Annotated in this window: 5 protein-coding genes and 1 pseudogene; 1 reads left to right on the top strand and 5 read right to left on the bottom strand. The window is 36.8% G+C overall.

The window, feature by feature from the left end; all coding sequences use genetic code 11:
• The coding region (gene purH / locus ABIQ27_RS14230; protein ID WP_348034580.1) for a bifunctional phosphoribosylaminoimidazolecarboxamide formyltransferase/IMP cyclohydrolase at nucleotides 1–1,338 on the bottom strand (1,338 nt) is incomplete at its 3' end.
• Between the two features lie 172 nt (nucleotides 1,339–1,510).
• On the opposite strand from purH, the gene ABIQ27_RS14225 reads away from it, so the two are divergent.
• Nucleotides 1,511–2,764, top strand: coding sequence for an ABC transporter permease (locus ABIQ27_RS14225; RefSeq protein ID WP_348034579.1), 1,254 nt, complete (start codon nucleotides 1,511–1,513; stop codon nucleotides 2,762–2,764).
• A 227-nt stretch (nucleotides 2,765–2,991) separates the two neighbouring features.
• Here the strand turns inward: ABIQ27_RS14225 and accD are convergent, their stop codons facing one another.
• The 4 genes and pseudogenes from accD to ABIQ27_RS14205 all read right to left on the bottom strand — a co-directional run.
• Nucleotides 2,992–3,846, bottom strand: a complete 855-nt coding sequence (gene accD, locus ABIQ27_RS14220) for an acetyl-CoA carboxylase, carboxyltransferase subunit beta (protein ID WP_348034578.1) — start codon at nucleotides 3,844–3,846, stop codon at nucleotides 2,992–2,994.
• 44 nt (nucleotides 3,847–3,890) lie between these two features.
• Nucleotides 3,891–4,958 carry a class II fructose-bisphosphate aldolase gene (fbaA, locus tag ABIQ27_RS14215; RefSeq protein WP_348034577.1) on the bottom strand — a complete coding sequence of 356 codons (1,068 nt, stop codon included), beginning with the start codon at nucleotides 4,956–4,958 and terminating at the stop codon, nucleotides 3,891–3,893.
• Between the two features lie 61 nt (nucleotides 4,959–5,019).
• Nucleotides 5,020–5,541, bottom strand: a complete 522-nt coding sequence (locus tag ABIQ27_RS14210; RefSeq protein WP_348034581.1) for a BamA/TamA family outer membrane protein — start codon at nucleotides 5,539–5,541, stop codon at nucleotides 5,020–5,022.
• 15 nt (nucleotides 5,542–5,556) lie between these two features.
• A pseudogene (locus tag ABIQ27_RS14205) lies at nucleotides 5,557–5,912 on the bottom strand (outer membrane protein assembly factor); the annotation flags it as partial.

The following is a 5,912-nucleotide window of genomic DNA, read 5'->3' as shown; positions in this document are numbered from 1 at the left end:
ATCAAAGCCAAAAGTTGTCGCTTTTTCAATCGCTTGTTTCAACGCATCGACTCTCGAAGTCTGACCTGTTCCTGATGCCACTAATGTACTGTTTTTTGCAAATACAATCGTGTTTGATTTAGTATTTTTACAAATTTTTGATGCAAATAATAAATCGTCGATTTCCTGCTCGGTTGGAGCCGTATTCGTAACGACTTTTAAGCCATCTTTTGAGTCGGTAATCGTGTTTCTATCCTGCACTAATAAACCATTCAGACAAGTTCTGACCTGACTGTTTGGTAATTCAACTTCGTGCTGAACCAAAATAATTCTGTTTTTCTTTTCAGATAAAATGGCAACCGCTTCTTCATCAAATATTGGAGCGATAACAACTTCACAGAAAAGTGAGTTAATTTCTTTGGCTGTAGCCGAATCTATTTTTCCGTTCGCAATCAAAACGCCACCAAAAGCCGAAGTAGGATCGCCAGCCAAGGCTGCCAGATAAGCTTCCTTCATGTTGCTTCTTGTAGCTATTCCGCAGGCGTTGTTGTGTTTTAAAATGGCAAATGTTGGTTCGTTGTTTTTGAATTCCAAAATCAAATTCACTGCCGCATCAACATCTAATAAATTGTTATATGACAATTCTTTTCCGTGTAATTTGCTGAACATTTTCTCAAATTCGCCAAAGAAAAATCCTTTCTGATGTGGGTTTTCACCATATCTCAAAATCTGACCTTCCGAAATACTCGCTTTGAAATAAGTGTCATCTGTATTAAAATAATTAAAAATCGCAGTATCATAATGTGATGAAACATGAAATGCTTTTGTTGCTAAAAGTTTTCTCTGTTCCAAAGTTGTTGCTCCATTTTGTGTTGAAATCAAATCGAATAAAATCGAATACTCATTTACAGAAGCCACAATAACAGTATCGTTAAAATTTTTGGCAGCAGCGCGGATTAACGAAATGCCACCAATATCGATTTTCTCTATAATATCAGCTTCGCCTGCGCCCGAAGCAACTGTTTTTTCAAACGGATATAAATCAACAATCACCAAATCAATTTGTGGAATTTCAAAATCCTTCATTTGAGCCACATCGGTTTCATTGTCCTGACGGTTTAGGATTCCACCAAAAATTTTCGGGTGCAACGTTTTTACTCTTCCGCCAAGGATTTCAGGAAACGAGGTAACTTCTTCAACAGGAACAACCGGAATTCCCAGATTAGTGATGAATTCTTCCGTTCCGCCGGTGGAATAAATCGTTACGTTTTGTTCGTGTAGTTTGCGAACTATCGGTTCTAATCCGTCTTTTGAAAAGACTGAAATCAGTGCCGATTGGATTGTTTTTGTAGTACTCATTGTGTAGTTGTGTTTAAGCGAACAAAAGTAGTTTTTTTCAATCTGAACTTGATTCAGATTCTCATTTTTTTTGTAACATTTTTTTATTTTTTGACACCAATAAAGCAATCTAAAAAATTGTGTTGATTTTCATTATTTTTATCGAAATTTACAACACCGTAAACCGACCTAAATGTTACTTTACTTAAGACTGCTCAAAGAAAGTTTTGCTTTTGCCATGAATGCGCTTCGCAACAATAAATTGCGAACAATGCTTTCACTTTTAGGTGTGACTATTGGAATCTTTTCAATCATTGCGGTGCTTGCAGCTGTTGATTCTTTGGATAGAAAAATCAAAGCAGACTTAAGCACATTAGATAAAAACACTATTTATTTAACGAGTCAGTCTTTTGGGCCAAGCGATATTCCGCGCTGGAAAAGAGAGCAGTTTCCAAATGTAAATTATGAAGAATACCAATACCTGAAATCGTCTTTGGACAATGTAGAAAATTCCTGTTTTCAATATTTTGCTGGAAGTCAGAACATAAAATTTGAGTCAAAAACGGTATCGAATGTTAATATTGTGGCCGTTACTTTTGAATTTGTGGATGTCCAAAGGATGGAGTTTTCTGAAGGAAGGTTTTTTAATGAATTGGAATCAAATGCAGGAAAACAGGTCGTGGTTTTAGGGTTTGATATTGCAGAACAGCTTTTTGAAAATGTTGACCCGATAGGCAAAACCGTCCGAATGTATGGCCAGCGTTTCACCGTTATTGGCGTTACCAAAAAGAAAGGCTCCGGAATGGATATTGGCGGTGGCGATGACACTTCGGCATTTTTCCCAGCTGGTTTTCTTCGAAGTCTCTATGGAGATAATAATCAAAATGTGCTTCCGGTAATTGTTATAAAACCTGAAAAAGATGCTGATGTTGACGCACTAAAAGGAGAAATTTCACAAAAACTCCGCAATTACAGAGGTGTGAAACAAGGCGAAATAGACAATTTCTTTATCAATGTGCTATCTGGTTTTACCGATATGATTGACGGTGTAATCTCAAGCTTAAAAATGGGAGGCTGGATTATTTCCGGGTTTTCACTTTTGGTTGGTGGTTTTGGAATTGCCAATATTATGTTTGTTTCCGTGAAAGAGAGAACTAATTTAATTGGAATTCAAAAATCGTTGGGCGCCAAAAATAAATTCATCCTTTTCCAGTTTCTTTTTGAAGCCATTATACTTTGTGTTATTGGTGGAATTGTCGGATTGCTTCTCGTCTGGATTATTGCGATGATTTTGACCAAAGTCTTGGATTTTGAATTTGTACTTGGTATGGGCAACATCATTCTCGGAACAAGTTTGGCCGCCATTATTGGATTAATTTCCGGAATTCTGCCTGCTATTTCTGCTTCGCGATTAGATCCTGTGGAAGCGATTAGAAGTGGAATGTAGTTCTAGTTTTCAGTTTTCAGTTTTTGAGTTGATTTTGAATTTAAAGGCACGGATTACAAATCCGCTCTGTCAGGTATGTAATAACTAACAATAAAAACCCTGAGCTTTAACATCAGATAGCGCGGATTTCCAATCCGTGACCGTAATCATAATCAAAACAAATCTAAAAAAAGTCCATCTTTTGGGATGGACTTTACTATTTGTATTTATTGACTTTTTTAGAATAATTATCTAATATTCTGATTCAAAATCAAATCGATATATAAATTAATCTTGTCTTTCAATTCTTTTCTTGGTACGATAAAATCAAGGAAACCATGATCTAAGACAAACTCTGCAGACTGGAAACCTTCCGGCAAATCTTTTCCTGTAGTATCACGAACAACTCTTGGACCGGCAAAACCAATCAAAGCGCCAGGCTCAGAAATATTTATGTCACCAAGCATCGCATAAGAAGCCGTAGTTCCACCAGTTGTTGGATCAGTACATAAAGAGATATACGGAATTTTAGCTTCAGCCAACTGCGCCAATTTTGCAGAAGTTTTTGCTAATTGCATCAACGAATAAGCTGCTTCCATCATACGCGCACCACCCGATTTTGAAATCATCACAAATGGCACTTTATTTTTGATAGAATAATCAATTCCACGGGCAATTTTTTCACCAACAACAGCGCCCATTGAACCGCCAATAAAGGCAAAATCCATACAGCAAACTACTAAGTCATTTCCTTTTGATTTTCCAACTCCGGTTCTAACAGCATCTTTTAATCCTGTTTTGTCGATAGCATCTTTCAATCGGTCTGAATATTTTTTAGTATCCACAAATCCCAATGGATCTTTTGAAGTCATTTTTGCGTCCAATTCTTTGAATTGATTGTCGTCAAATAAGATTTCGAAGTATTCCTTACTGCCAATTCTAACATGGAAATCATCTTCCGGGCTAACCCAAAGATTTCTGGCCAATTCGTCCTGGTCAATAATTTTCCCCGTTGGCGATTTATACCAAAGTCCTTTTGGTACGTCTTTTTTATCTTCGGTTGCGGTAGTGATACCTTTTTCTGTTCTTTTAAACCAAGCCATATATTTAGTGTTCAGTGTTCAGTAATCAGTTTGCAGTGATGTCTTTATAGAGTGTTCACATTATTTAGGTCAGCAAATGCTTCCTCTAATCTTTTGTTGAAAGTCATTTCACCTTCGCGTATCCATTTTCTAGGATCGTAATATTTTTTGTTTGGAGAATCTGCTCCTGTTGGATTACCAATCTGTGTTTTTAAATAGTCAATATTATTCACCATATAATCACGGATTCCTTCAGTATAGGCAAACTGTAAATCGGTATCAATATTCATTTTGATTACACCATATGAAATCGCTTCTTTGATTTCTTCCGGCGTTGAGCCAGAGCCACCGTGGAATACAAAATCGACTGGGTTTTTTCCTGTATTGTGTTTTTTCTGAATATAATCCTGAGAATCGCGAAGGATTGTGGGTGTCAGTTTTACGTTTCCTGGTTTGTAAACACCATGAACATTTCCGAAAGCCGCAGCAATAGTAAAACGCGGACTAACTTTTAGCAATTCTGTGTAAGCATAATCAACATCTTCAGGAGTTGAGTATAATTCAGAATGATCAACACCAGAATTGTCAATGCCATCTTCTTCACCACCTGTAATTCCTAATTCGATTTCCAAAGTCATACCCATTTTGCTCATGCGTTCAAGGTATTTTTTACAGATTTCAATGTTTTCATGCATCGGTTCTTCAGATAAATCAAGCATATGTGAAGAGTATAATGGTTTTCCTGTTTCGGCAAAATGCTTTTCAGAAGCATCTAATAAACCATCAATCCAAGGCAATAATTTTTTAGCACAATGGTCGGTATGAAGAATCACGGTTGCGCCATAAGCTTCAGCTAATGCATGAATATGTTTTGCTCCTGCAATTCCACCGGCAATAGCTGCTTTTTCGCCAGCATTTGAAAGTCCTTTTCCGGCATTGTAAGCGGCTCCACCATTTGAGAATTGAATAATAACCGGAGCTTTTAATTTGGCAGCTGTTTCCAAAACACCGTTAATTGTACTTGAACCAATAACGTTTACTGCAGGAAGCGCAAATCCTTTTTCTTTCGCGTAAGCAAAAATTGCCTGAACTTCATCTCCCGTTGCTACTCCAGGTTTTATATTGTGAGCCATTGTTTGTGTTGTTTAAAGTTATTCCCGAAACTTCGGGATACAAAAATAATAATTTCTAATTTTAGAAAGGATAATTAATTCCAATATTTAAAACAGATTTGTCAAAACGCATTTCTTTCAACAATTTTTCATTTGCTGGATTTGCCGGATTATAGGTTTTAAAGCCTAAGTCTATTCGGATAACAAAGAAGTTGAAATCATATCGGAATCCGAATCCTGAACCAACAGCGATATTTTCCAACGATTTTAATCCTGAAAAGACAGCATCTGGGTTGGAGACAATATCTTTAACATTCCAAATGTTTCCTGCATCCACAAAAAAAGCACCATTTAACTGTTGGAAAATACCAAAACGAAATTCCGTACTGAACAATAGTTTCATATTCGCCTCGTTAAAATCCTGAACAGAGCCTGTTTTTCCGGGACCCAAATTATAAGACTGCCACGCTCGAATATCATTGGTTCCACCGGCAAAATAACTTCGGGAGAAAGGAATACTCTTCGAATTGCCATACGGAATAGCAAAACCCGCAAATGCTTTGGCCGCCAATACTTTTTTACGGGTTAAATCCCAGTGTTTTATAAATTCAAATTCAGTTTAGATGTATTGCGAAAATTCTACTCCAAAAGCCGTTTGTGAACCATTTTGCGTAAGTTTTGACGCTTCGGCTAACAAGGAAATCAAATTACCGGCAGATTCTATTTTACCTTTAAAAGCATAAAAATTGTTGTCTGCTAAATCTTTTTGAGATGTTTTTGAAAGCGTAATACTAGTAGCGAAAATTAAGTTGTCTTCTGTTAATCGTGTTCGTTGCTCGACAATGCTGTTGATAGATTTTGCATCAATTGATGAAGGCTGGATTGTATTATTGTTGACGTCTGCAAGGAATAAATTCACTCCTTCAATTGTTAAACCTTTGGCATAAACTCCACCTTCAAAATAAGTAGTGCTCG

The sequence above is a fragment of the Flavobacterium sp. genome, assembly GCF_039916025.1.
In the GTDB taxonomy this organism is placed as follows: domain Bacteria; phylum Bacteroidota; class Bacteroidia; order Flavobacteriales; family Flavobacteriaceae; genus Flavobacterium.
Note: the sequence above shows the minus strand (reverse complement) of the source record. Positions and strands in the feature narration are given on the sequence as shown.

Coding starts and splice junctions, on each gene's coding strand:
- fbaA (WP_348034577.1), bottom strand. CDS start 4,958: ATGGCTCACAATATAAAACCTGGAGTAGCAACGGGAGATGAAGTTCAG.
- ABIQ27_RS14225 (WP_348034579.1), top strand. CDS start 1,511: ATGTTACTTTACTTAAGACTGCTCAAAGAAAGTTTTGCTTTTGCCATG.
- accD (WP_348034578.1), bottom strand. CDS start 3,846: ATGGCTTGGTTTAAAAGAACAGAAAAAGGTATCACTACCGCAACCGAA.